This window comes from Parabacteroides sp., from assembly GCF_977054455.1.
Map to the genome: position 1 here is coordinate 119,291 of NZ_CDRTCT010000006.1, position 25,243 is coordinate 144,533.

Genomic DNA, 25,243 nt, shown 5'->3' on the forward strand with positions numbered 1-25,243 from the left:
CTTTTTCAGTCTTTCCCGATGTCTTTTCGCTCTTCCTCTTGGACTTGAACCAAGGACCCTCTGATTAACAGTCAGATGCTCTAACCGACTGAGCTAAGGAAGAATATGTCTTTTTCAGTCTTTCCCGATGTCTTTCGCTCTTCCTCTTGGACTTGAACCAAGGACCCTCTGATTAACAGTCAGATGCTCTAACCGACTGAGCTAAGGAAGAATTTGTTTTTTCAGTTCGGATACTTATCCTACCCCTTTCTGAAATTGCACTGCAAAAGTAGAGGTTCTTTTTGAAATATGCAATATCTTTGCGAAAAAAAATAGAAAAATGAATACGATTGGATTAGGAAATGCTTTGGTAGATGTTCTGCTGAGGCTTGAGAACGATGATGTTCTGACGGAAGTTGGCATACAGAAAGGCGCAATGGATATGATCAACCAGGAACAGATGATTAAAATCCGAAAGTCGCAGGAAGGCCTTGAGCGCAGCCAGGCACCGGGCGGTTCGGTATGCAATACCATGCGTGCGATGGCTTCTTTGGGAGCCAATGCCGGATTTATAGGTAAGATCGGGTCCGATTCCGTAGGCGAATATTATGAGGAGGCCTTGAAAAAAGCCAATGTCTCTCCCTATTTTGCGAAGACAGACGGCATTTCCGGCAGCTGTACCGTCCTGATTTCCCCCGATGGCGAGCGTACGATGGGGACCTTCCTCGGACCGGCCCCGACGATCACGCCGGATGAAATTACGGAAGAGATGCTTTCCTCTTACCAATGTATTTATATCGAAGGCTACCTGTTGGTGAACGAAGAGCTGGTACGTACCACTATGCAGAAAGCGAAGAAGTTGGGATTGAAGGTCGCCCTCGATCTTTCCAACTTCAACATCGTGAATGCTTTCCGGGGCCTGTTGGACGAGATTATCCCTAAATATGTCGATATCCTTTTCTCCAACGAAAGCGAAGCGGAAGCCTTTACCGGGTTGGAAGCGCACGAAGCGGTCAAGGTCCTTTCGGAGCAGGTGGAGATCTCTTTGGTCACTTTAGGCAAGGAAGGCGCCTTGGTGGGGAGCAAAGGACAGGTTATCACGGTTCCGGCCGAAGGAGGCAAACCGGTAGATACTACCGGGGCAGGCGATCATTTTGCCGCCGGATTCCTTTACGGGCAGTCGGTCGGTGCGACATTGGAACAGTCGGCCCGTATCGGTTCGCTTTTGGCCGGTTACATTATTGATGTGATCGGGGCGCAGATACCGGATGATAAATGGGAACAAATAAAGTTAAAAGTAAATGGTATATTGGCCTGACAAGCGTTTATTATATACATTTACGTCGTTAATTAACTAAATATTCTATGTATAAACAACGAGAGAAAATAATAGTCCTTTTTAGTTTGCTGCTTCTGTCGGGAGGCGTGATCCCCGGACAGGCACAGAAAGACAACCGTTTCGAGGTCAGTAAAAACCTGGATATCTTTAACGCTCTGGTAAAAGAGGTGGAAATGTTTTACGTGGATTCGGTCGACGTCGAGAAAACGGTGCGCCGGGGGATCGATGCGATGTTAGGCGGCTTGGACCCTTATACCGAATACTACCCGGAGCAGGAAATGGATAAACTGAAATTCATGACGACCGGCGAATATGGCGGTATCGGTTCTTACATCCGCGAACGGAAAGAGGGCGGTGTCTATATTATCGAGCCGTTTGAAGGGATGCCGGCCGCTTTGGCCGGATTGAAAGCGGGCGACCGTATCCTGGCGATCGACACGGTGGATGTGACCGACAAATCTTCGGACGAGGTGAGCGCCCTCCTGAAAGGTGTTCCCAATACGAAAATGGTATTGAAGATACAGAGCCCGTATGACAAGAAACCGCGTGAAGTGGAACTGGTGCGTAAGCAGATCCTGGAGAACCAGGTTACTTACTATGGCGTGCGGGGTGACGGCGTAGGCTACATCTATTTGAAAGGGTTTACGGACAAGAGTGCGCAGGAAGTGAAAAATGCGTTCGAGGACTTGAAAAAGAACCATCATATTAAATCGTTGATCCTGGACTTGCGTAACAATGGCGGCGGTTTGTTGGAAAGCGCCACGCAGATTGTCGGCATGTTCGTCCCGAAGGGGAAAGAGGTGGTTTCGACAAAAGGAAAGATCAGCCAGTGGGACCGTACTTACCGCACGCCGGGCGAACCGCTCGATACGGTGATCCCGATGGCTGTCCTCATTAACGGAGGCTCTGCTTCTGCTGCCGAGATCGTTTCGGGGGCTTTGCAGGATATGGACCGTGCCGTGTTGATCGGACAGCGTTCTTTCGGAAAAGGGCTGGTACAATCCCCCCGTGAACTCCCTTATAACGGAAGCGTGAAAGTGACGATGAGCAAATATTACATCCCCAGCGGACGTTGCATCCAGCAGATGGACTATTCGCACCGGAAAGCCGACGGTAGCGTCGGGGCTATTCCGGATAGCCTGACATCTGTCTTCTATACCTCCAAAGGGCGTCCCGTCCGGGATGGAGGCGGTATTACTCCCGACTTTAAAATAGAAGAGCCGGAAACGCCGACTATGATGTTTTATCTGGTGACGGATTTTGTCCTGACTGATTTTGTCGCCGAATGGTCCCAGAAGCATAAGAAAATCGCTTCGCCTGAAGATTTCGAGGTGACGGACGAAGACTTTGAAGCTTTCAAGCAATATGCCAAAGAAAAGAACTTCACCTACGACCGGCAGAGTGAAAAGCTGTTGAAGAACCTGAAGGAGGTGGCTAAGTTTGAGGGCTATATGGATAACGACTCTACTATCTTCCACTCTTTGGAAGCCAAACTGACTCCGGACCTGGAACGGGATTTCGACCGTAACAAGGACCAGATCAAGAAGCTGCTGACTTCCGAGATCATGAAACGCTATTATTTCCAGAAAGGCGAGTTGATAAACAGCCTGAAGGAAGATGAAGTATTGGACAAGGCGCTGGAAGTGTTGGGTGATCCGGCATTATACCGGCGGACATTGGAAGCGCCGGAAAAGGCAAGATCGGGAGAAAGCGTTGGCAACGCTATGAAAATGTAGTCCAAAAGCCAACTCAATATCTGTTGCAGGGGGAAGTGAAGATGGATATCGCCATGATGGAGGCGATGTTTCACCCTGCTTAATCGGCAAACCGGATGTGCAGCACGACCATTTCTGAGACAGTACCGACCCGGTAAGGTGGCCCGGCTATCCCGATACCGGAAGATACATAGAACTGGGTCGGCCCTTTCTTATGGTAGCCGTACGGACATTCATAGATCAGTTTCATTAAAAGAGGGTAGGGCCATAGCTGTCCGTTGTGGGTATGCCCGTGGAGTCCGAGGTCCACACCGTTCATTGTCATTTCGGCGAACGACCAGGGTTGGTGGTCCAATACGATGATTGGTTGGGTCGTGTCTATACCTGCCATAAGTGCATGTAACGGCTTTCTTTTTTTGTTGATATGGTCGTCCCGTCCGATCAGGTAGAATGAGGAGTCCGGGCGTGCAACGGAATCGACCAGAAGCGTCGCCCCTGTTTTCTTCAGCCAGCGGTATTTGGCCATGCGGTTGGCACGATACTCGTGGTTGCCGTAAACCACATACACGCCTAACGGGGCTTTCAGTTGTTTCAAATCCTCTTCGATACGGGCTTTTTCGGCAAAGCGGGATTCATAATCCATGATATCGCCTACCAGGACGACCAGGTCGGGATGTTGTGCGTTGCTCATCTTCACGTATCGCTGTACCAGTTCCTTGCCGATCACTTCCCCGATATGAAGGTCGCTCATCATGACAATCGTCATGCTGTCACGGTCGCTGCTCCCTTTGGGAAGGGTGACATATACATCTTTGACAACCGGATAGGCGACGACATGGTAAGCATGGAACATCAGGCCGGTGACGAATGCTATGATCAGAAAGAACAGGGTCAGTTTCGTTTGTTTCCAGTGCCCTGTGATCCAGCCGGGGAACCAATGGAAGAAACGGTTGCTGAGCCGGAGCGCTTCCAGGGCCAACAAGGAGAGCGTGATATAAAGAGATGCGATATACCAGGTGTTGCAAATATACTGGATGGCAATCATGACGGAATCCGGCAGCACATTGCGGAATGTAAAGCCGAAGAAGAAGAGGGATAATTCAAGGATAAAAAACAGGATATAGGGAATCCTCCAGCTCTTTTTGGGGGGAATGGCCTGATATCCCCGCCAGAAGATATAAGGATTCAGCACTATCTGTGCTACTATCGATTGAATGAAAACTCTCATGCCTGTACACTATTTACACGTAATGTTGAATACGACAAGTTCGCTGTCGGTACCGATCCTGAAAGGCGGTCCCCAGAGCGACAGTCCGGAGGAAACGTATATATGGCTGTTCCCCCACCTGCGATAACCATAGCTTTGGTCGAACAGATGGTCGGTGATGAGGCTGATCGGCCATACCTGTCCGCGGTGCGTATGCCCGCTGAACTGAAGGTCGATACCCGCCTTTTCCGTATCCGACAAGTCGTACGGTTGATGATCCAAAAGGATAACAGGTTTTGCGGGATCAATGTTTTTCGCCAGTTCTTGCAGGGATAACCGGGATGTATTGCTGCGGTCGTCCCGTCCGATTATTTGTATGCCGCCCGGCAACGTCACGATTTCGTCCCTCAACAGGCGGATCGGCGTTTCGTTTATGAATTGCATGCTTTTCCGTATGCCGCTGATGTATTCATGATTTCCCGGAACCATGTAGATTCTTAAAGGCGCTTTCAATTCAGCCAGTTCCTCCATCATCTTTTCTTCATAAAGGGGGACTACGCTGTTGTCGATCAGGTCGCCGCCTATCAGGATCAGATCCGGTTTCTGTGCGTTGATCATCTCGACATATTGTTTGAGCTCTTCCTTGTCTGTCCCGTATCCTAAATGAATATCGCTGACGGAAACGACTTTCAACGGCTGTTGATTATGAACCGCCGGCTTGTTGAAAACTATGTTGATAACTTCTGTTTTCGGATGTTGGTAGTTATAATATCCGTAGCTTAACAGACTAAGCGTCAGGAATAAGGATGTATAGAACCCATATTTGAACGGGAAGTTGAAAAGTCGGAACAAGTCGAATACGACCAGGCATAAAACCATGTAAAGCGTGAAAACCAACCAGCCGGTTCCTATTTCGTGGGCCGTATGAGCCAGAACAACCGGTAATTTTGTGTTTCGAGCCAAAAAACTGCCGATAAACGACAAGGCTCCGCACCAAAACAGTACGGCTAATAAAACTTTAACCCCGAAAGGCTGAGCTACCAAAGCCTGTGCCCCTCTCTTGAATATATAGATGTTTCCCGCAAGATAAATACTAATGAGGACAACGAAAAATGTCGGCATAGTTGTAAATTTTCGGCAAAAGTACGGAAACAATTTTAGTTATGGTCGTATTTGATACGAAATTTCTCCAGCAAAACCTTGAAATGATCCTGTGCCGTCAGGCAGGTATCGGCCAGATATCCTTTGATGTGCGGCCAGTGCCGTAAGCCGTTGTAGTAGACCATTTTCAACTCATCGGTTATGATAAAGGGCACATAGTTATTCCGAAGGCATTCACGAAACATAATCAACCGTCCTACGCGTCCGTTGCCGTCTTGAAACGGATGGATGGCCTCGAAGCGTTGATGGAAATCCAGGATATCTTCAAAGGTCGGATTCTTTTTATTGTTATATTCTTTCAGCAATGCTTTCATTTCTTTATGGACGTTTTCCGGCGTTGTAGTGTCGTTGCCACCTACTTCATTGGGTAACTTCTTATAGTTTCCGACCCGGAACCAATCTTTTCGTTCGTCAGATGTACCGGATTTCAAAATAAAGTGGAGTTGTTTGATGTACGTTTCGGTAAGTTTGCCGTCGTTCTCTTGGATAATGTAGTCTACGGCACGGAAATGGTTGGTGGTTTCGATGATGTCGTCTACATTAATCGCTTCATCCGTCACTCCGATCGTGTTGGTTTCAAAGATATAGCGTGTTTGGTCGTGTGTCAGCCGGCTGCCTTCTATGTGGTTGGAGTTATAAGTGAAATCGATTTGTATGCGATGGTATATCCCCCCTTTCATCTGCCCGTCTTTCTGCTCGCGCAGAGCTTTTAGTAAAGGCGATACCCGTTCTGCTTTTTTGCGTTTAGGCAATGCTGCATCGACCGGGATATTCCAGGTCTTTCCGACAAGAACAGCCCCTCTGATTTTGCCTTGTGCACAATAGTTCCGGGCTGTCCGTTCCGAAATACCCTGTCTTCCGGCCCATTCTTTTACTGAAATATATTCCATCTATCGGCAAGTTTGAAGTGACATTATATATACAAAGGTAGTATTTCTTGCCGATATCGGCAAGAAATACTACCATATACTGCATTTACCGTTATGGAATTACAATTTGAAACTACTCGGTTTGATATTCCAACCTTTCACAACGAATGTCGGTTCGGATGGCATATCGCTTGCGCCCGTTTCTATGATGACGGTTTTACTTTCTCCCGGTAAGAGCGAGAAGAAGTTGTCTGTGTAGAAACTGGGGCGCACCGGCTTTTTGTCCTGACCAAGCAATTGAAGCTGGGTGAAGAATGCTACGGTTGAAGAAGGGTTCTTTATTTCAGCTTTAATGAAATGCCGATCACCTTCTTGATAAGTTTTGTAGCGAGTCTTCAGTTGCACCTGTTTCAATTTCGACAGGTCTTCGAATCCGGATGAGGTCGGGCCTGTCAGGGTCTTGCGACCTTCATATTTATCGTTGGAGCGCCAGTAGAATGTATTGGCGATTTCTTTCCCTTTCGTATCGAACAGGCGTAGTTTTATAAAATGAACCTGCGTGATGTTCCGGGGAAAATCGATTGTGAAGACATCGTTTACGACGCCGTCTTCCGGGATATCGATCTTCTGGCTTTTGCTCCATACCTTTTTGCTGTTCAGGTCGTACACTTCGGCAGCTACTTTATAGTCCTTGAATGCCTGGTAGTAGTCATTATAAACGGAAACCGTATTCTTCAGGTAATCAAACTGTGCGTGAAGCGGTTCCAATGCGTTCTGAGTATGGTATAAAGAGGCGGTCGGTTCCAAAGAGTAGTCCCACATGCGGGCGCAAACCTGGCTGACCGGGCAGTTGTGATACCAGAACAATAACCCTGATGCATAGCGGTCACCATAACCGAATTTGTTATAGTTCCAGACTTCCCAGATCGATTTGGAGTTCATGGCACCGACTGCCTGGCCTTTGGTGGCAAACTCTTCGATGGAAGAGGAAGGACCATAATGGTTAGTAAGGTCCGTGTACATGGTCGACATCAGATGGAATCCTCCGCCATCATGATAATCCCATACCTCCTTATTGATCGGCCAGAGGTCTTTCTCATCCATTACTTCGCGGAGCGTTTCAACTGTCGGGATAGTGGGCGAACCATATTCCGGGTTGAAGCCATCGACACGGCTACCGCGTTCGGATGCCGTATTCTCGTAGTGCTGCATCGGGTTCACCTGTTTGTAAGGGCTGCCGTCGTGCACGCCGTCACATTCCGACTGCATCTGGTAACCGCGTGTCCCGTCCAGTTTCATGATCAGGTCTTTTGTTCCCGGCATTTCCGTGCTCTCGTTGGAAGAAACATAGTAGGCCAGTGAAGGATGGTTGCGCAGGCGTTTTACGGTTGCCTCGACGTTGCTCAGGTATAGATCTTTATCCTGCGGATGTTTGGTGTCGCCGGTCATCCAGAATTCCTGCCAGACAAGGAGGCCCATTTCGTCGCATAGCTGGAAGAAATAGTCCGATTCGGCAATGCCGCCGCCCCACATGCGGATCAGGTTGATACCGGATTGTTTTGTATAGCGCAATTCTGCATAAGTACGTTCGTCGGAGGTACGGAGCATCCCTTCCGGAATCCAGTTGGTTCCCCGGATGAACAGTTTCTTGCCGTTTACGTAGAACTGGCGGGATTTGTCCGGTGTATTCTGGTCGGATGTGATTTCCCGGATACCGAAACGGGTTTTCGTTTCATCGGAAACCTTGCCGTCGACGGTTACGGTCAACTTGAGTTCGTACAGTTCTGGTTTTCCTTTGAAAAGCGGCCACCACAGACGCGGGTTCTTAATCGTGAGCTGCGGGAACTCTTCCGGTGTAAAACAAATTTCCTTTGTTTCCCCTCTGAACAAATTCAGGTCTTTGCTGAATGTTATATCCTCACCGACGATTTCTCCTTTGACCGTGCATTTTACGCCACGCTGTGTCGGGTTTGTCACTTCTACACTGACAGTCTCTTTTGCCAAATCGTAGTTTGGTTGGGCAAGTTCGGATTTGATGAACGGATGGCGGATAACCGCTTTGTCCGTAGCATAGAGGCTGATGTTTTTCCAGATACCGGTATTCCGATCTCGGATCCCGTCGTTGAAGGTGAAGTCCCAGCCGACACTCATCAGCATGGTCGTGTTCAGTCCGATGTTACCGTCTCCACCATTGTGAAACTCGCCGGCGGCTCCCCATTGCTTCGGCTTGATGGTTCCTGCCATATCAACAGGATATACTTTGATCGCCAAGGCATTTTTCTGGCCGATACGGGCGAAATCCGTGATATTGATATACTCCGGTTTGAACATGCCGGACATATTGCCGAGCAGATAACCGTTCACCCATATCTCGGCACGGTAGTTGATACCGTCTACCTGGAGCCAGACGATTTTGTCTTTATAGTTTTCCGGCACGTCGAATTCCGTCCGGAACCAGTAGGTATAAAAATCGCGTCCTGCTTTAGCAAGGTCCGGGATAATATTCTTATCCAGTTTGTTGTTCATCCCGTAATAGGGTTCGGGATAAACCTTGTTGTGTACCAGTGAGTTCAGAACCGTACCCGGAACGATTGCCGGCATCCATTGTCCGGTTTGGTAGCCCGGCTGTGAGATTTTCTCCGCAGGGTCTTTTGTGTCTCCCGCTTTGTACATCTGCCAAGTGAAGTTCCCGTTGTGTCCGTCTTTCGAATCCAGATATATTTTGTCCGGATTCCGGTAATTGTTAGGTGTCTGCGCTTGCATAAAGCAGGCAGACAAGAATAAAAATATTCCAGTGATAATGTTTTTCATACTTTATTTTTTAATTAGGAATCGGATCTCCGGGTGTTTTCTTTGCCGGATCATAAACTGCTACGCCCAACTGGGAATCCGCGCATCCGTAATAGAGATACCATTTGTTTTTGAAATAGACCAAACCTTCGATAAAGACGGTTCCGTCGACATACTGCCCGCTCTTTTCGAATGGAGCCATCGGGCGGAAGAAAGGAACGTCCAGGCGTTGCAGGACCTTCATCGGCTCCTTCGGGTCGGTCAGAAGTTGTCCGGCGCAGTAAGCTCCGGCAGTGAAACGCTTGTCGCGCTTGCTGTCGTTTGTCTGGTTCTTGCCGTTATAAAGCAAGACGATGCCTTTGTCTGTCAGGATAGCGGGAGGACCGCACTCTGTCAAGGCGCTGTCGAAGTATTGGGGACGAGGTTTGATGACGGTCGCCAGTTCGTTTTTCTCGTCTAATATGGGTGTCCAGTTGACCAAGTCGTCGGAGGTTGCCGCGTAGACCGCATGTTCTCCCCAATACATGAAGTATTTTCCACCGATTTTCGTCAGCACTTGTTTACCGTCTTTGATCGTTGTCACCATAGAGCCGGATTTGCAGAAGATGTCTTTGAAGCGTCCGTTGTAGGCTTTTGCAAAAGCAGGGCCGTGTTTCTCCCATTTGACCAAGTCGCGTGAGGTGGCGATGCAGAGGCGTGCCACTTTCCGGTTCCAGGAAGTGTAGGCCATGACATACAGGCCGTCTTCCGTCATGGTCACGCGCGGGTCTTCGCAACCTCCCGGCCATTCATATTCCTTCATGTTGTCTTTGTCCGGATACATGACGGGAGTATTCCGGCGTTTCATGTGGATGCCGTCTTCGGATTCTGCCAATCCGATACGCGAAGTTCGTTTGCCGATTCCCGTTGCAGAATTGTCCTCAGCCCGGTAAAGGACATATATTTTACCGTCTTTTACGGTTGCTGCCGGGTTGAACACATCGCTCTCTTCCCATCCTATTTTTTTGCCCTGCATGGGACAGTCGAATTGGCTGGAAGGATTGGGGGTAATGATCGGATTGACTTTTTCCGGCCTGACAAAACCGCCTAAGGCCCAGTCCGGTAACACATTTTGGGCATACCCGAATAGAGGTAGAACCGCCAGACTGATGAGTAAGATACTTTTTTTCATGTTCTAAAGAATAAAAAAGAAGGTGTGTCAAAAAGAAAATCCTGCTTACAATAGACACAATTTAGGCACGGATTACGCGGATTACACGGAAAGATAATAAATTTATCCGTGTAAATCCGTGAAATCCGTGCCTTAAAGATCGTGATAAAGGAGTTTTGACACACCTCCCAAAGGTTATTTATTGTACAATCGTTTCTATAATGGTACTGTAGTTGACTGCGCCTTCTGTCTTGGCTCCGACACGTACATATATTTTATTGCCATTTCCTTGTATTTTGTACAGATTGTCCTGATAGGTCTTATCGTTTTCCAGATTGAAAACGATCGTTCCTTCCTGCTCCTTTACGGTCTGCTTTCCTGCTTGGTTGGCATTTCCATTATCGACGCCCGGAGCAAAATTCCAGTAGCCGTACACTTCCGATACCTTGAAATTGTTGCTTGTAGGAGTTACCTTATATGTAATGGTAATTTTCTTTCCCGTAACCTGGGCCGAAGCGTTGATTCTTGCATACGGAGTTGCTTTCAGATCCAATGTTGTCTGTCCTTTTACGGTTACAAATTCTTCGCAAGGAGAAACAAAAGGACCCTTTACAACAATTTTATAATCACAGTTGAACAACTTCGTATTTTCGTATGAACCATCCATCTTTGCATAAAAATCGACCGATTGTGTTGCCTCTGTGTTCTGTTCGAACATATTGATAATAACACCGGTAGATCCCTGTACGGGCAGCGGGATCGGTTCATTCGTTTCCGCATCTAAGATTTGTCCTTTGATGCCTCCGTTGGGAGAATCATAATTATCCAGATCGCTCAAACAGCTTGTGAAGCATAAGGAGCAAACGGCCATCAATACTAAACTTATCTTTTTCATATCAAATTTCTAAATTAGATGATTAATTGGTATAACCCGGGTTCTGAATGAGATTCGGATTTGAATTCATATCTGTCTGGTTGATCTTTGTATAATAGTTCTTTTCCAGGAAAATACGTTTCTGTTTCGGAGTATTGGCTCCTCTTTCGAATACATATTTGCCATCACGAATATCATACCAAGGATACAATGCCGTTCCTCTGAATCCATTCAAACCGCCTTGTGCCACATCCAAGTGAGCAATTCTCCAACGTTTCATATCCCAGAAACGATGACCTTCGAATGCCAGTTCCACTCTGCGTTCGTGACGGACCTTTTCCATATTGATGCTTGGCAATAAGGCGATTCCGGCACGTTCGCGGATCTTGTTGACTGCCTCCAATGCTTCGGGAGATTTGTTCAACTCCATCGCAGCTTCCGCCAAATTTAGATAAATTTCTCCTAAACGGAAAACCGGCCACGGAGTTTCTGACTTACCCATGTTCATATCGGTCAATGTCTCGTCCCAGAATTTCTTCTGATAGAAGCCAGTCTTGGAGGCATCGCCGGCATCGGCTCCGCCGTCTTTTCCTGAAGTGCTATAGGTGACTCCGTTGATTTCGACCGTGTTACCTCCATCCGGCTGGCTGGTTGCCACATATCTTTCATTATCGGTGACGATGATTCCTCTTTTCCATTCGATCTTTGTACTTTGGCAAGGAGACCCTGGCAAATAGACGGAAGCGAACAAGCGCGGGTCTTTATTGGCAAATACTTCGTATGGATCGTCGAAACGAATCGGTTTACCGTTTTCTTCCAGTTTCAAAGTGCCTTCGGAGCCGTCTATGTATTCGTATGTTTCCACCATTTCGAGAGTAGGGGCGATACCGCATCCCCAACCTCCGGCGCGATAAGAGAACGGAGCGTTACGTTTGTCCCAGTCATGACCTTTGCCTCCTGCGACATTGTATTGTTTCTGGAAGATATATTCTCCGTTATCACCGTTACCTTTCAGGAACATTTCGCAATAGTTCTGCTCTTTGTTGTCGGCTTTCTTGTTATACAAGGTATAAAGACCTGAAGATATGATTGCTTTGGATGCATCATAAGAAGCCTGGAAAAAACGGTCTGCTTCGGATGCCGGGATTCCGACAAGGCCGTCTAACTGGACGCTCCCATAGCGGGCAATAGAACCGGCATACAAGGCTGCACGCGAACATAATGCCAATGCTACATATTTACTCGCCCGGTATTTGGCTTCCGCATTTCTCGTATCCGGGAGATCTTGCGCAGCCTCTTGGCATTCTTTTACGATGAAATCATAAATTTCAACTTCTTTATTACGAGGAACCATCAGCGCTTCCAGATTATTGGGATCATATTGTTGCGGTTCGTCGATAAGAGGCACGCCTCCATAACGTTTCACTAACGTGAAATAATGCATGGCACGCAGGAAACGGGATTCGGCTAACAACAGTTTCTTTTCGGAATCCGATAAGGCTGTCGCTTCCTGCAACTGGCTGATGAAGTCATTGCAGTTTCGTATATTCTTGTAACGGTCCGAGAACTTCTGTTCGAACAACGCGTCTTCATACGTGTATGTGGCATTTCCGTTATCGAATAGAGGATCTTTCTGGAAAGAACCTTGTGCTTCGTCAGACATGGAAGAGGCATTTTGCAAACGCCATGCGTCACGATACCAGTAATTGAAATCTTCCAGGTTCAGACCGTCATACAAATTAACCATTACGCCGTTGATCAATTTAGCGTCTTGCCAAACTTGTTCGGGAGTTATGATGTCGAAAGATTCTTTTTCAAGATAGTCAGCGCAGGCTGTCGTACCTAACAAAAGCAATCCACATCCGATATTTTTTATAATTGTTGTCTTCATCGTTTCTTATTTTAGAATGTTAGATTAACACCGAAGTTAAATGTTTTCATTTGTGGATAGTATCGGAATGCACCGTCTTTATTTTCCGGGTCCATATATTTCATGATACCGGTGCGGCTGGTAATCGTAGCCGTATTGAAGCTGTTTACATATATGCGCAGGTTCTCGATTCCGGCTCTTTGCATCCATCTTTTCGGGAAGGTATAACCTATCTCGACCGTTTTCAGACGCAGATAATTGGCTTTCTGCTTTGTCCATGTATTGTTTCCCGAATTGGAAGAGAAACCTGTCGGACGCAGTGCCGGCATGAAGCCCGGAATCCATTCGCTGAACATATCCGACGGATCTTCCCTGTGCCAGCGATCCAACCAAAGTGTCATACCGTTACCAAGACCTTGCTGGATAAACGGAGACATAAAGTCGCCGCTTGTAAACACTTCATGCCCTGCTGCACCCTGGAAAAAGAGGGTTACGTCAAAGCCCTTATATTCTCCGTTTAGATTCAAGCCATAGTATAAGCGAGGTGTATTTCCGTGTCCGATCGGCTGCTCGTCCTTTCCGTCGATGATACCGTCGTTGTTCCAGTCTTCAAACTTTAAGTCGCCGGGCATCAATGATTTGTTGCCGTTATTATCCTGGATCGGTGAGTTAAGAATCTCTTCATAACTCTGGAATTGCCCGACACATACCTTACCCCACTGGATATCTTTGTAGCGGTCATTGGTGTTGTTTCTCCAGTCGTCGTACATATTGGCTGAAGCTGCACGTTCAACATGCTCATTATAGATACGGGTAGTAGAGAAATTCGCTTTTACATCATAAGTGAAGTCTCCTATTTTATGACGATGTCCGACAACGATTTCAAACCCCTGGTTTCTGTCGGAGTTCAGGTTTTCAACCGGAAGTTCCTGGCCGAATGTCGTTGGCAAGGTAAGCTGGCGTTTTGTCAGAAGGCCACTGCGTTTGCGGACGAAGTAGTCAAATTCCACATTTACCAGACCGGACAATACAGATGCTTCGAACCCGACATTTGTCGTTTTGGACTCATACCAGGTTAAAGCCAAGTTGGGCATACCTCTGTCTTTAGCTCCATTGGTAAGTCCGCCTGTACCTAAAACGTAGTTGCCGGCAGGATACCGATAACCTTGTAAATATTGATAGGCTCTGTATTTCCCATCCTTTTCGTCATCATCGCTATAACCGGTTACACCTTCATCTCCCACTTTTCCGAAAGAACCTCTGATCTTGAAGTTGTCGACCATAGGCAACGCTTCTTTGAAGAATGCTTCTTCGGAAACACGCCAACCCAAAGATACGGCAGGGAAGAATCCCCAACGATTGTCCGGGGCAAATTTGTAGGAACCGTCGTAACGGAAACTGAGTTCTGCCAAGTATTTGTTGTCGTATGCGTAATTGACACGTCCGACCAAACCGGCATGAGCGGAAACACGGGCTGTTCCACCGTTGTCCATGTTTGTCTTGTCTCCTGCATCTATTTGATCGAGTGCTCCGACTGTAAACTGGCGGTATGCTTTCAGGATATCGGTACGGTCATTATAGAATTCCCATAAAACCAATGCTCCGATATCATGTTTGCCGAATGTATTCTTATAGTTCAGGGAGATTTGTCCGTTCGGTCTGAAATAGTTGTCATTCTGAGTTGTTAACTCTGAAATGGTATGGCTTCCGGAAGCATTATAAACGTCATTAACAGTATCATAGGTGTATTCATAATATTCTTTATACCATTTTCTGCTGTATTTGTTATTATAGTCGTAAGAGAACAATGCCTTTGCGGATAAACCTTTCACCCAGGGCATTTCCCAGTTCAAACCGATCGACCCGTTAAACTCGCGACGGTCTCTTCTGTCGTATCCGACATTATCGATATCCGAAAGATGGACGGGGTTTCCTTTATCACCCGGATTTGACCAGTAGTCCGGATTGTCATTAGCATAAACCGGAAATACGGGTTTTGCCATCTGAATACTACGACTTAACGGTTCCCCATCCTTTTCGTAGGGTTTCATTCGCGTGTCCAAACGTCCGCTCAGTTGCAAGTCTACCGTAAAACCTTTGACGATTTCTGCACTGATATTGGAACGTACGTTATACTTTTTGTAATTGAATGCTTTTGACTTATAAATACCTTCTTGGTCTGTCAAACCGAGCGAGAAGAAGTATTTTACTTTTTCCGCACCGCCCGATACGCTTAAATTGTGATACGTGGCAGGAGCTGTCTTGCGGATTACCTCGTCATACCAGTCCGTTGTCCCGATTCCCTGTTTGAAACGTTCGAGGTCGTCGGCAGAGTAAGGAGCCGGGATTCCGATATTTTGTTGGGCTTCGTTATACAGGGTAGCATATTCGTATCCGTTGTAATATTCCGGATAGCGGGTTATGTTCTGTATGCCGACATATCCATTGTAGTTGATTTTCGGCTTCCCGATTTCCCCCTTTTTGGTTGTAACAAGGATAACGCCGTTTGCCCCTTTGAAACCGTAAACGGCAGCGGAGGCATCTTTCAGGATACTGATTGATTCGATGTCATTGGCATCGATCTGTTTGAAATCGCGTTCCACACCGTCGACAATCACCAGCGCGTTGCCATAACCGCGAATATCGATGCTCGCATCGTCATCACCTGGAGCGCCGCTTCTCTGTACGGCACGTAAACCGGGCAGCTTACCGGCCAGCGCATTACTGACATTCGGTGTTTTGACAGTGGCAATATCCTTGGCTTGGAGTGAAGCGACCGATCCTGTTACGGATGCACGTTTCTGGACACCGTAACCGACAACGACCACTTCATCCAATGCTTGAGAGTCTTCGACCAATTTAACCTGGATGTTTGTCTTGTTGTTTACCGGCATCTCCTGGTCTTTGTAACCGATATATGAAATGACCAGTACGGCATTCGGTGCTACATTTAATGTGAAATTGCCGTCCATATCGGTAATCGTACCGTTGGTAGTGCCTTTTTCTACGACATTGGCACCGGCGATAGGGCCTAATGCATCTTCTACCACACCTTTTACCGTGTGTTTTGCTTGTTGTGGGCTGCCTGCTGCTCCGGCCGGTGAGAGAACGATGTAAGAACCTTCGATTTTGAAGGATACATTGTTGTCGAACAGGTTTTGCAATACTTCCTGCAAAGAAGTATTTTCGGCATTTACTGAGACTTTTCGGTTAACATTTACGTTCTTGTTGTAAATGAACAGTAAATTAGTCTGGCTTTCAATGTCGTTCAAGATGTTTTCCAGCCGGACGTTGTTTTTGTTAAGTGTGATGCGTATGCTCTGTGAACTTACCGTTTCTGCTTGTGCGCACATGGCACAGGAAAGGAAGAACAGAGATGTCATCTTTAAAACACGAGATACACAAATTTTTCTTTTCTTCATCTTTGTGATAGTTAAATAAATGATATTAGATTGAAACTTCATTTTTACATTGGACATAGTTTGTCCTTCATTCTAATTATCTCCTCTTCATAGGCTTATCTATTTAATTGTTTATTGAATGCGAATTTCAGTTCCGCTCTCTCGCTCGAAGGTGAAGTGAGCATCTTGTTGCAAAGCTCTCAGCACCTGTTCAACCCCGTCGGATATACGGAACTTCCCACTACAGGCATAATTGTCGAGCGTATGATTGTCGATAATTATCCGGATACCGAAATTTTTCTCAAGTTTCTTCATCAAATCCTTGAAATTGATATCCTTAAAAGTGATAAGCCCCTCTCTCCAACTGTATGGATTGAAGTCGGTGATGGGAGTGACCGTCAGCTTTCCGTTGTTGAGGCTGACGGTATTATTGGGTTCTAACACAACTGATTCGTCTGGCTGTGACTTGTCGGTGACTTTTACGCTGCCTCGTATGAGGGCTGTGGAAAATTCATTTTCGTTGTAGGCTTCCACATTGAATTGTGTTCCTAAAACTTCCACTTCGCAACGTCCTGTATTGACAATAAACTTTTTGTCTTTGTTCTTGGCTACATCGAAAAATGCTTCTCCTTTCAAACGGACTTCCCTTGTGTCTCCGTTAAACGAAACCGGATAAGAAAATTCCGACCGGGCATTCAGCCAGATATGCGTCCCGTCTGAAAGCGTTACTTCAACCCGCTGTCCGGCAGGGACTTTAATCGTGTTGAGCGCTATTTCAGGCTGGATGTTTTTAGTGGTGAATACCGGAATGTTATACAACAAGAATAGGGCGATAACAGCGGCGGCAGCACTTCCGATCCATTTCCAGAGTGGTACGGACTGCTGACGGACATGATTTTCTTTTTGAAAAGCATTTAATTGGAGTGCGTCGAACAGAGCACGTTCATGATAGAAAGTTTCTCTGTTTGCTTTATCAGCATTTACCCACTGGCGGATCAGAGTCAGCTCGTTGTCAGTGGCTTCTCCGTTAAACATTTTATGTAGTAGCTTCCTTTCCATTTTTTCCTGTTTCTATATTAAGGGCGAACGGGAGGGGAAATACCCTAAAGGGAAAATGAACTTTTTTCGGATTTGCATCTGTCAAGTATGTTTTTCAGCGAAAAATCCTTGTCGGGATGTTGGGGAGTTACCGGAGTCTCCGGTTCGTTTTCAAGCGTATTCGATTCGCAGGCCGACAGCGAGAAGCTCATGCACACCCCCAGCATCATGGTCGTTAAAAGTTTCATATCCGCTCCTTTTTTATGGTTTATACTTATAGTATTATTTGTACAATATAGAATGACTAAAATCAGCGATTCTCAATAAACTCTAATCATGATAATAATACCCCATTGGTTTTTATATTTTTATTGCATAAGATTTTATATCTTTGTATCCCTATAATCGGGTTACAAATGTTAGCATAATTAAAGACTTGTAACGATGTTATTCGGATGGGAACGAATGGAGAAATAAATCTATTCGAAAAGGCAGAATATCATTCACTTGCAAAAATGTTTGGGACAACCGATCAGTAATTAATATCCTATATATGATTGACTTCGACGAATATATACGCCAAGGTGAGCCACAAAAGCGAGAGAAAGGATATGCATGGCAAACCGCAATCGGCTTGCAGGCCGTCGATGGACTTAAGCCATCCCACTATCTGATTGAAACCGCCCGAAAAGATATTGAGGGCGAAATTACGATTGACGAAGCAGAACAGCTCATAAAAAGCTACTACCAGTCTAAGGAAGCACGCACTCCCGAAGATGCGGAAATGCATGAGGCAGATACGGCATCGACCAACATTCGTAGGCTTCTTACCGAAAAAACATTTGCGTTTACGCTTGTCGGACTGACATCGATTCATCGTCGGATATTCGATGGTGTATTCAAGTTTGCCGGTCAAATACGCGATTACAACATCACGAAAAAGGAATGGGTACTTCGTGGAGATACAGTGCTCTATGTTTCCGCGCCCGACCTTCGCAAAGCGATTGAATACGACTTGGAACAAGAACGTCAGTTCGACTATTCAAAAGTGGACAGGGATGGATTAGTGAGCCACATAGCCAAGTTTGTGTCGGGACTATGGCAAATCCATCCGTTTGGCGAGGGAAATACCCGAACAACTGCCGTGTTCATGATTCTCTATCTACGTTCTATGGGCTTTGACGTAACAAATGACCTATTCGCCAATTATTCGTGGTATTTCCGTAACGCGCTGGTACGCGCCAACTACCAGAACGTACAAAAAGGCATTATGCGTAATTCCGAATATTTAGAGCGGTTCTTTCGCAATCTTCTATTGGGTGAAACTAATGAATTGCGGAATCGGTATATGGTCGTAAATGCACCGAAAGAACTGGTTACAGAGCAAGCACAACCTGATAACCGTACAAGTACCGAACAACCTGCCGTACAAGTAACCGAACAAGTTCTCGCTTTGTTGCTCGCCTTGTCAAACGAACAATTGTCGTTGAAAGGATTAATGGAGAAAGTCGGTTTGAAGCATCGCCCGACTTTTATAGAAAACTACATAAATCCTGCTGTCGAGACAGGTATTCTCAAGATTTTATATCCCGATACCCCCAATCATCCAAGGCAGAAATATTTGCTGACAGCAAAAGGACTGGCCTTATATAATGATCTAAAGATAAAACATTCTATCTAATAGTTAGTCAATCGCAATTATATTACATTTACTAAAAGACATGAACTTATATATTCCCCTGGTTTAGGGATAAAATACAAGTACCTGATATACTTTGAATGAAGTAAAAAAACGAATCTTAAAATAGCATATTGGTAAGCATTGATAACCAGCCTATTAAAGTTTCCCCCTGAAGGAAACGAAAATTCCCTCAGCGGGGAACGAGAGTTTCCTGTGCTGGAAACGCAAGTTCCCTCGGTAGGAAACGGGAGTTTCCCTGTAAGGAAACTTCATGAAAGTAAAGACAGAATGAAGAACTTGTTATTAATTGTAGAAGAAATCGAATACAAATAGTAGGCAGGGGAGGTAATCTTTCAGTTCTTTTCGTAGCACGTTTAAGGCTTTGCTAATGTGGAACTCAACACTTTTTACAGAGAGATTTGTCTCTTGGGCAATTGTCTGATAATTTTTCCCTTCATAGCGACTCATAATGAATATGCGACTGGATTTTTCCGGTAATTTGGCTAAGGCCCGGCTAATAAGTTCCTGCACTTCATTGCTGAATAACGTTTCCGGCTCGCATGCCTCCAGGCTGGAGATACGCATTTGTAATTCCCATTCTTTGTTCGATAATAAGTTTTCGGCGATATTGCTCCAGGTACGTTCCCGTTGAAGATAGTCTAAGCATTTGTTTTTTAGGGTGACTAATATATATAAAGGTATGTCTTTGACTTCTTCTAACCGATGCCGGTTCTCCCAATAGTACATCAGGCTTTCCGTCACCAGGTCTTCCGCTGCTTCTTGATTGTATGTATAAGAATAGGCGAACCGGATATATCGGTCCCGATGGGTGACGAAAATATTATTGAATCGTTTTATGTCCGTTTTCTCATCCATGATGTGCTGTTCGAATGGATTTAGTTCTAAGGAACTATGGTTGTTTATCTGACAAAAATAAGTAAAATTCTTTTTCACGGTCGGCAATTTGGTGAATACAAATATAAAAAACGTCATTTTTTTCTGCAAACAACTATTCAACGGGTGAAAACAAGTACCATTACCGTCCTAATCTCCCCCACAAAATCCATAGTTCCCTTAGTACTAAGGTCGCAATCCTCTCATTCTATTATCAACTCTGTACAATCTTAATTGTCGACAATGCGGAAGGCAGGCAGATATATCGTTTGCCAGGGTCGGAGATCAACCGAACTGTTTGGCGAGCTGTAATGCTATGCTTTATCATGCGTAACCCTATGCTTTGGCATGCGTAACCAATAGGGTTATTGTTGAAAAATAGTCATTGTTGATTATCAGTTGTTTATGATGATAGATGATAGATAAAAAAGCTTTTGGTAAAAGTTTATGGAAAATGAATTAAAAAACGTCACCTTTAAGGCGGCGTTTTTTAATTCGAAATCATAAAAGTTTTACAAAAAGGCCTTTTATCTATCATCTATCATCATAATTAACTGATAATCAATGAAGGCTTATGATAGGAAAAATAATAAATGCTTTTTATTTACGTGGATATCCCACCGGATTGTTCATGATCGGCAATTCTTGTAATCCGAGCACGTGGTGACTTGATTAAATACTCGACAAAAACCTCACGAAAGGAACTATATCCCCCTCAACGCTTGCTTTTTCGAGAGCTGTCATATATTCATCCCGCTTTTCCACAGGGATAATCAACCAATCGTAACCCCCCGAAGCCAACATGGCATTCATTAAGAATCGTCCGATACGACCGTTTCCATCCATAAAAGGATGAATATAAGTAAACAGGAAATGACCTAATACGGCTCTTACACAGGCTTCCGGTTCTTCTTTGAGCAACTCAAACAAAGTGGTCATGGCATCACGAAGTGCGCCCGGATTTAAGGGGGTGTGCATCGAGTTACGAATATAGACCTGATGGGAACGATAACCGACAATATCGGAGGGTTTGATAATGCCCGCCGTAACGCAGGGCATGAACATTTCGCTGTGCCATGCCGATAAATCCCGTTCCGCCACATCCGCACTGTTACTACCTTTAAGAATATCCGATACGCTCTTTTTGACTTCCTGAAAGGCTTGCCAATAGCCACGTGCGGCAAGCGCATTCTTTGAATCCATATCCTCTCCATCCGGTTTCCATGCACCGCTTTTTACTTTGTTTATTAATTCGTCGGTAACCCGATATCCTTCAATAGACAAGGAATGATAAGCATCCAATTTGTATCGGGTTTCCATTCGCTCTAAAAATTCTTTGGCGGAAAGATTACTTTTAAGCCGGGTGAAATTAGCAATTACATCCTCTCTCATATTCTGCCACATCAAGCGCAAACGGACAGCATAGGGAGATTGTGACACATGAATTTCCATCACCTTTTCAAACGGGTCTTCTTCATAAATGGTATAACCCATGCGTTTCATTGTTCCGGCTATTTCATCGGCTATGTCTGTTCGCCCGATATTGCGAAATGCGCCAATCACTCTACCTGCCCGGACTGTTTGCCCTGTATCTACCAATATCTTCAAAATGATTATTGCAAAACACGAATATGATGCTTATGTATCACACGAATATTCTGCAAATATAGTCAATATACTTGGAACGTAAATCTCAAAAGGGGATGATATGTATATAATTATTTAGGGCAATGAACCGCATGGGCTAAAGACCTACTCCCGAAACTCGAGTTATTTTTGATATCCCACCGGATTGTTCATGATCGGCAACTGGTTGTCTGTTAATTTCAGAATCCGTTTTAAAGCTGCCTGGTCCATCGTGGCACGGGGAACGGTTGCCAGACCTGTAGCTGCGCAGAAAATATTGATGTTCTGGCAAACGATGCCGGCATCGACAGCTGCCATCAGTTTGGTGTGGTCGGCAATGTTTCCGAAGCGGGAAAGATCGGAAACGAGCACCAGGCTGATCGGGGCCGATTTGACAAAGTCCTGACTGCCGGCAACAGCAGCCCGGTGATCTCCTTTGGCAATGGGTTGCAGGCTGTTTGCTTTGGCATCGTACAAGTAAGCGCCCTCTTTCATGATGACATAAATATCGATATCCTGTTTGTTCAGGGCGGAAGGCGCCGTTCGTTTCCCATCCGGGCGGTTTATCCCGTTTGCGGCCCACAGCAAATCCGATAGATCCTGTAGACTGAGTTCCTTAGCCGCATACTCCCGGTCGGAGTGGCGGTCGGCTAATGCTTTCGTGACGGAACTGCCTCTGTCTTTGTCCGGCGAGTTCAATTTGATTGCTTTCAGATCTTGTGCATGCATAGTGACGATGAGCAGCAACGCTGCAAAAATGATTGATAATTTTCTCATAAACTTGTCCTTTTTATGAATGGTTTCTACAAAAATAGGTGAAATCTTTGGAAATCGAACATCTAAATACAACTTTTACAATTCTTTAAATCGCTAAAAATACGAATGCTTCGTAGATAAAGCTACATTTGCAACTGTTTTTAATTTGTTTAAATCGATAATATCTAAATTCTCAAATTTAATGAAAGAAAAACTACTCTATTTAATGCTGATACTATTTGCGTCTGCGTCAGTGTTTGCGCAGACCGGAAGTGGATCGGCGGCCTTTACGATTAAGGGCCAAGTAGTCGACTCTTTATCCAATGAGTCCGTACCTTATGCCACATTGAGGATAGCTTTGGCTTCCGCACCGCAGAATCCTGTGAAATTGTTGGCTTGTGATGATGATGGCAAGTTCACGGCAACGATGAACAAGCCGGGTAAATATGTGATGACAATGGAATCTTTAGGAAAAATTCCTGTTAAGAAGGCATTTACCTTGTCGGAAAACAAGAAAGTCGTGAATTTCGGCAAGTTGTTTATGAATGACGATACCCAGCAGTTAAAAGAGGTTACCGTAACGGCCCAAAAGCCGCTGGTCAAGGTGGAAGTCGATAAATTGACTTACAGCCTGGAAGACGATCCGGAAGCTAAAACCAGCAATGCGTTGGAAATGTTCCGTAAGGTTCCGATGGTCACTGTGGATGGCGAGGATAAAATCCAGCTGAAAGGATCTTCCAATTATAAAATTTATATGAATGGCAAGCCCTCCAACCTGCTGAGCGGCGACAATGCTTCCGATGTATTGAAAAGTATGCCGGCCAGCTCGATCAAGAACATCGAGGTCATTACCGATCCGGGATCCAAATATGATGCTGAAGGTGTCGGCGGTATAATCAATATCATTACGACCAAGAACGCCTTGCAGGGATATACGGGAACGGTTCGTGCCAATGCCAGTACGCTGGGTAGCTTCGGCGGCGGCGGCTATGTCTCGATGAAGGCAGGGAAGTTCGGTATTACAGCCAATTATGGTTATAACTACCGTAATTCCCCTTGGAATGATGCCTATTCGATGCGGGATGAGCAGGAAGCCAAATACCAGCAGGGTGACGAGACTTTTACCCGTCCGTCTTCTTTGTTGAACGAGCATGGACGTAGCAAAAACAAAGGCCCGTTCCAATATGGTTATCTGGAAGGGAGCTATGAGATCGACACGTTGAACTTATTGAGTGTTGGTGTTAATTTGTTCCGGGGAAAATCGAATAATCTGTCCGAGCTGATTGCGGATAAGGTCAATCGGACCGATCTGACAAATGGAGAACCGACAACAATGTATTCTTATAAACGCTATTCGGATTCGAAGGGGACGTTCGGTTCCACGGATGTCAATGTCGATTTCCAGCATTCGACCAGTAAGAAGGATGAATTGCTGACGTTGTCTTATCGTTTCAGCCAATCGCCCAATGACAATGAAGGACATTCAAGGCTTGAAGATCTGGAAGGCGTTTACGCTCAGGCTTACCGTTATCCTAATTGGAATATCAATGATGCTTCCACAACGGAACATACGGCACAGGTCGATTATACGACCCCTTTGTTTAAAGATCAGACACTGGAAGCCGGTGTAAAATATATAAACCGCCAGAGCAAGAGTAATACATTGGAGCAGGTAAAGGATTCTTTGGATGCTTGGCAGGATATTTCGCAGCGTAATAGCGATTTCCGCCATACCCAGCATATTTATTCCGCTTACTTGGGGTATATGGTCAAGTTCAATAAGTTCGGGGCTAAAGCAGGTGTCCGTGCGGAAGGAACCAGCCTGAATGCGGAGTTTGCCAAGGCGCCGGAAGAAAACTTCAAGACAAACTACTTTGACATTGTTCCGAATGCGACATTGACTTATCAGTTGGATATGTCTTCACAGTTTCGTTTAGGATACAATATGCGTATCCAGCGTCCGGGCATCTGGTATCTGAATCCGTATTTGAATAATATCGACCCGCAGCGTATCTCGCAAGGTAATCCGAACCTGGATTCGGAAAAGAGTAATAATGTGAACTTCAACTTTAGTAAGTTCGCACAGAAGTTCAGTATTAATGCAAGTTTGAGCTATACATTCGTTAATAATGCGATTGAAAGATATACGATAATAGCAAACTTCCCGGAATCCAATCCGCTTTCTCAATATAACGGAGCTTCTTATAGCACTTATGGGAATATGGGAAAACGTCAGCAGGTCGGATTGTTCCTGTATGGCAGCTGGAATCCGGTTCCTCTGTTCCGTATCTATATGAACGGCGGATTCGACTATACGAATATCGACAGCAAGAAAGCATTGGGACTGACAAAGGATGGTGTGGCCGGTCGAATCTTTGCAGGAACACAGTTCAATTTGCCGAAAGATTTCCGTATTAATTTGCATGGAGGTTATTTCAGCCCGTGGATCCAATTGCAGAGTGAACAATCTCCTTTCTATTTTGCCGGGTTGAATATCAGCAAGGATTTCCTGAAAAAGAAACTCTCTGTCTCTTTAGGAGCACAGAACCCGTTCTGGAAAACGATGAAGATGGAATCGACTACGACAGGCGAAGGGTTTGTGGACCGTTCTACCACTTGGCGTCATGCCCGTGAGTTCCGTTTGAGTGTCTCTTATCGTTTCGGTACGATGAAAGGACAGATCAAGAAAGTCCGCCGTGGCATCAGCAATGACGATACTAAAGGCGGTGGAGAAAGCAACAGCGCCGGTGGCGGCGAACAAGCGATGTAAAGCCAATCTTGCTTGAGGGCAGCTCCCTTGCCGTTTGTTTTGACTGACGGCAAGGGAGTTTTTTTATTTAAAATGGCGCTCTCGGACAAATCTGTCCGTCCAATTAGACAAATTGTGCCTGTC

The 25,243-nt window shown here is 45.5% G+C and carries 17 protein-coding genes and 2 tRNA genes; 4 read left to right on the forward strand and 15 right to left on the reverse strand.

The window, feature by feature from the left end; genetic code table 11:
* Window positions 1–29 precede the first annotated feature (29 nt).
* Both ACW6QF_RS04390 and ACW6QF_RS04395 read right to left on the reverse strand, forming a co-directional pair.
* Window positions 30–103 (reverse strand) — tRNA-Asn (locus tag ACW6QF_RS04390).
* Window positions 104–137: 34 nt separating this feature from the next.
* Window positions 138–211, reverse strand: a tRNA-Asn gene (locus ACW6QF_RS04395).
* 108 nt (window positions 212–319) lie between these two features.
* Here ACW6QF_RS04395 and ACW6QF_RS04400 point away from each other — a divergent pair.
* Together ACW6QF_RS04400 and ACW6QF_RS04405 are read left to right on the forward strand one after the other, a co-directional pair.
* On the forward strand, window positions 320–1,297 hold the full coding sequence (locus ACW6QF_RS04400) for an adenosine kinase (protein ID WP_456086949.1): 978 nt from the start codon (window positions 320–322) through the stop codon (window positions 1,295–1,297).
* A 47-nt stretch (window positions 1,298–1,344) separates the two neighbouring features.
* Entirely contained in the window at window positions 1,345–3,054 is a 1,710-nt protein-coding gene (locus tag ACW6QF_RS04405) for a S41 family peptidase (protein WP_456086950.1), read from the forward strand.
* Between the two features lie 79 nt (window positions 3,055–3,133).
* Here ACW6QF_RS04405 and ACW6QF_RS04410 read toward each other — a convergent pair whose 3' ends face one another.
* From ACW6QF_RS04410 to ACW6QF_RS04455, 10 genes are all read right to left on the reverse strand, one after another.
* Window positions 3,134–4,261, reverse strand: a complete 1,128-nt coding sequence (locus ACW6QF_RS04410) for a metallophosphoesterase (RefSeq protein WP_456086951.1) — start codon at window positions 4,259–4,261, stop codon at window positions 3,134–3,136.
* A gap of 9 nt (window positions 4,262–4,270) precedes the next feature.
* Complete coding sequence (locus tag ACW6QF_RS04415; protein WP_456086952.1) at window positions 4,271–5,362, reverse strand: metallophosphoesterase; 1,092 nt, start codon at window positions 5,360–5,362, stop codon at window positions 4,271–4,273.
* A gap of 35 nt (window positions 5,363–5,397) precedes the next feature.
* On the reverse strand, window positions 5,398–6,291 hold the full coding sequence (locus ACW6QF_RS04420) for a Fic family protein (protein WP_456086953.1): 894 nt from the start codon (window positions 6,289–6,291) through the stop codon (window positions 5,398–5,400).
* Between the two features lie 99 nt (window positions 6,292–6,390).
* Window positions 6,391–9,081 (reverse strand): glycosyl hydrolase 2 galactose-binding domain-containing protein, encoded by a 2,691-nt coding sequence (locus ACW6QF_RS04425; RefSeq protein ID WP_456086954.1) that lies wholly within the window; start codon window positions 9,079–9,081, stop codon window positions 6,391–6,393.
* A 10-nt stretch (window positions 9,082–9,091) separates the two neighbouring features.
* Complete coding sequence (locus tag ACW6QF_RS04430; RefSeq protein ID WP_298550912.1) at window positions 9,092–10,231, reverse strand: glycoside hydrolase family 130 protein; 1,140 nt, start codon at window positions 10,229–10,231, stop codon at window positions 9,092–9,094.
* 178 nt (window positions 10,232–10,409) lie between these two features.
* Window positions 10,410–11,105, reverse strand: coding sequence for a DUF3823 domain-containing protein (locus ACW6QF_RS04435; RefSeq protein WP_456086955.1), 696 nt, complete (start codon window positions 11,103–11,105; stop codon window positions 10,410–10,412).
* Between the two features lie 22 nt (window positions 11,106–11,127).
* Entirely contained in the window at window positions 11,128–12,975 is a 1,848-nt protein-coding gene (locus tag ACW6QF_RS04440; RefSeq protein WP_456086956.1) for a RagB/SusD family nutrient uptake outer membrane protein, read from the reverse strand.
* Window positions 12,976–12,986: 11 nt separating this feature from the next.
* Window positions 12,987–16,376, reverse strand: coding sequence for a TonB-dependent receptor (locus ACW6QF_RS04445; protein WP_456086957.1), 3,390 nt, complete (start codon window positions 16,374–16,376; stop codon window positions 12,987–12,989).
* A 111-nt stretch (window positions 16,377–16,487) separates the two neighbouring features.
* Window positions 16,488–17,414 carry a FecR family protein gene (locus ACW6QF_RS04450; protein ID WP_298549203.1) on the reverse strand — a complete coding sequence of 309 codons (927 nt, stop codon included), beginning with the start codon at window positions 17,412–17,414 and terminating at the stop codon, window positions 16,488–16,490.
* Between the two features lie 44 nt (window positions 17,415–17,458).
* Window positions 17,459–17,641, reverse strand: coding sequence for a hypothetical protein (locus tag ACW6QF_RS04455; protein WP_298549206.1), 183 nt, complete (start codon window positions 17,639–17,641; stop codon window positions 17,459–17,461).
* Between the two features lie 305 nt (window positions 17,642–17,946).
* On the opposite strand from ACW6QF_RS04455, the gene ACW6QF_RS04460 reads away from it, so the two are divergent.
* Window positions 17,947–19,074, forward strand: coding sequence for a Fic family protein (locus tag ACW6QF_RS04460; RefSeq protein ID WP_298549207.1), 1,128 nt, complete (start codon window positions 17,947–17,949; stop codon window positions 19,072–19,074).
* Window positions 19,075–19,377: 303 nt separating this feature from the next.
* On the opposite strand, the gene ACW6QF_RS04465 is transcribed toward ACW6QF_RS04460, so the two are convergent.
* The 3 genes from ACW6QF_RS04465 to ACW6QF_RS04475 all read right to left on the reverse strand — a co-directional run bounded on the left by ACW6QF_RS04465 (window position 19,378) and on the right by ACW6QF_RS04475 (window position 22,371).
* Window positions 19,378–19,950, reverse strand: a complete 573-nt coding sequence (locus ACW6QF_RS04465) for an RNA polymerase sigma-70 factor (protein ID WP_456086958.1) — start codon at window positions 19,948–19,950, stop codon at window positions 19,378–19,380.
* Between the two features lie 690 nt (window positions 19,951–20,640).
* Entirely contained in the window at window positions 20,641–21,576 is a 936-nt protein-coding gene (locus tag ACW6QF_RS04470) for a Fic family protein (RefSeq protein WP_456086959.1), read from the reverse strand.
* A gap of 162 nt (window positions 21,577–21,738) precedes the next feature.
* Entirely contained in the window at window positions 21,739–22,371 is a 633-nt protein-coding gene (locus ACW6QF_RS04475; RefSeq protein WP_456086960.1) for a SagB/ThcOx family dehydrogenase, read from the reverse strand.
* A 181-nt stretch (window positions 22,372–22,552) separates the two neighbouring features.
* Between ACW6QF_RS04475 and ACW6QF_RS04480 the strand changes: the two genes are divergently transcribed.
* Window positions 22,553–25,120: a TonB-dependent receptor domain-containing protein gene (locus ACW6QF_RS04480; RefSeq protein WP_298549218.1), complete on the forward strand. Its 2,568-nt coding sequence runs from the start codon at window positions 22,553–22,555 to the stop codon at window positions 25,118–25,120.
* Window positions 25,121–25,243 lie beyond the last annotated feature (123 nt).

Coding starts and splice junctions, on each gene's coding strand:
- ACW6QF_RS04430 (WP_298550912.1), bottom strand. CDS start 10,231: ATGAAAAAAAGTATCTTACTCATCAGTCTGGCGGTTCTACCTCTATTC.
- ACW6QF_RS04420 (WP_456086953.1), bottom strand. CDS start 6,291: ATGGAATATATTTCAGTAAAAGAATGGGCCGGAAGACAGGGTATTTCG.
- ACW6QF_RS04435 (WP_456086955.1), bottom strand. CDS start 11,105: ATGAAAAAGATAAGTTTAGTATTGATGGCCGTTTGCTCCTTATGCTTC.
- ACW6QF_RS04480 (WP_298549218.1), top strand. CDS start 22,553: ATGAAAGAAAAACTACTCTATTTAATGCTGATACTATTTGCGTCTGCG.
- ACW6QF_RS04425 (WP_456086954.1), bottom strand. CDS start 9,081: ATGAAAAACATTATCACTGGAATATTTTTATTCTTGTCTGCCTGCTTT.
- ACW6QF_RS04465 (WP_456086958.1), bottom strand. CDS start 19,950: ATGGATGAGAAAACGGACATAAAACGATTCAATAATATTTTCGTCACC.
- ACW6QF_RS04410 (WP_456086951.1), bottom strand. CDS start 4,261: ATGAGAGTTTTCATTCAATCGATAGTAGCACAGATAGTGCTGAATCCT.
- ACW6QF_RS04405 (WP_456086950.1), top strand. CDS start 1,345: ATGTATAAACAACGAGAGAAAATAATAGTCCTTTTTAGTTTGCTGCTT.
- ACW6QF_RS04455 (WP_298549206.1), bottom strand. CDS start 17,641: ATGAAACTTTTAACGACCATGATGCTGGGGGTGTGCATGAGCTTCTCG.
- ACW6QF_RS04450 (WP_298549203.1), bottom strand. CDS start 17,414: ATGGAAAGGAAGCTACTACATAAAATGTTTAACGGAGAAGCCACTGAC.
- ACW6QF_RS04415 (WP_456086952.1), bottom strand. CDS start 5,362: ATGCCGACATTTTTCGTTGTCCTCATTAGTATTTATCTTGCGGGAAAC.
- ACW6QF_RS04445 (WP_456086957.1), bottom strand. CDS start 16,376: ATGAAGAAAAGAAAAATTTGTGTATCTCGTGTTTTAAAGATGACATCT.
- ACW6QF_RS04400 (WP_456086949.1), top strand. CDS start 320: ATGAATACGATTGGATTAGGAAATGCTTTGGTAGATGTTCTGCTGAGG.
- ACW6QF_RS04475 (WP_456086960.1), bottom strand. CDS start 22,371: ATGAGAAAATTATCAATCATTTTTGCAGCGTTGCTGCTCATCGTCACT.
- ACW6QF_RS04460 (WP_298549207.1), top strand. CDS start 17,947: ATGATTGACTTCGACGAATATATACGCCAAGGTGAGCCACAAAAGCGA.
- ACW6QF_RS04440 (WP_456086956.1), bottom strand. CDS start 12,975: ATGAAGACAACAATTATAAAAAATATCGGATGTGGATTGCTTTTGTTA.